The sequence below is a fragment of the Clostridium sp. TF11-13AC genome, assembly GCF_003481065.1.
Classification (GTDB): Bacteria; Bacillota; Clostridia; order Lachnospirales; family Lachnospiraceae; genus Otoolea; species Otoolea fessa.
Window position 1 is genome coordinate 1 of the sequence record NZ_QUKJ01000022.1, and the last position, 968, is coordinate 968.

Sequence of the window (968 nt, forward strand, 5' to 3'; positions counted from 1 at the left end):
GAGGTTCTACGCTTCACTGCAGGTACTTTTGCCTCCAGTGAAGACCTTTCCGTTTCCGGCAAGGGTTTTAAAAATTCCCGTATAAAATATCTCGCTCCGATATTATAGGATGCTGACAGGTCGCAGTTATACTGTTTTCCGGTCCGGAAGATACATAGGCTATGGTTCTCCTGGTTTCTTACTACCGCTCCGCTTCCGTCACAGGCCAGCCTGCTGGTGTTCCGGGCACTGACCCTGGACACACGAATTCCGTTCCGATGTGCCTGATGTTCACACGGTTTCTGAATATCCCGCTTTCTCCATAAATGAAGCTTTTGTTTCTTTTTTCCGGATATTTTTCCCTGCATTTCCAGATACTCAAACACAATTACACCTGCCTGATACTCTGCGGCATATTTCGTGATCTCCGCAGCTATTTTGCGGGACAGCTCCATATTCAGCCTTTTTGCATAATCCCATCGGCTTTGGACCTGTCTGGAGGAATGTTCCCTCTGAAAACGGCGGATTCTGCCAAGCACATGATACAAATGGTCTTTATCACTGGAGAAATTTATAAATTTACGTCCCAAGATAGTGCCATCTGCACGCATGATGCTGCAGACCGCATCCGTATTGATTCCTAAATCAACGCTGCATATCACCTGCTCTTTTACATCTGTTTTTGATAAGCTTACTTCCTCTGTGTATGAAAACCGAAGGAAATATTTATGATGTTTCCTTTCCAAAGTTGGGGCAGATGCCTCTTTCCCGCTCCACTTTTTTCGAAGATATTCCATATCGGTATGAAGTAATTTCACCTGAAACCACTTCCACTCACGCCCATCAAATAGCTTTAAATAAGCCGTATCTTCTCCCGGTTCTGCTTCCCTATACATGACATCCCGATAGAATACCGGCATCGCATGATTCTCACAGACCAGCTTCGGTTTTCCTCTCAGTTCTCCCTTTTCCCACAAACTAAGGCGTGA

General features: G+C 45.2%; 1 protein-coding gene. It reads right to left on the reverse strand.

Going from position 1 to position 968, the window contains the following annotated elements:
* Window positions 1-968, reverse strand: a 968-nt coding sequence (locus tag DXD12_RS15705; RefSeq protein WP_243105406.1) for an IS200/IS605 family accessory protein TnpB-related protein, incomplete at both ends; no start/stop codon positions are given.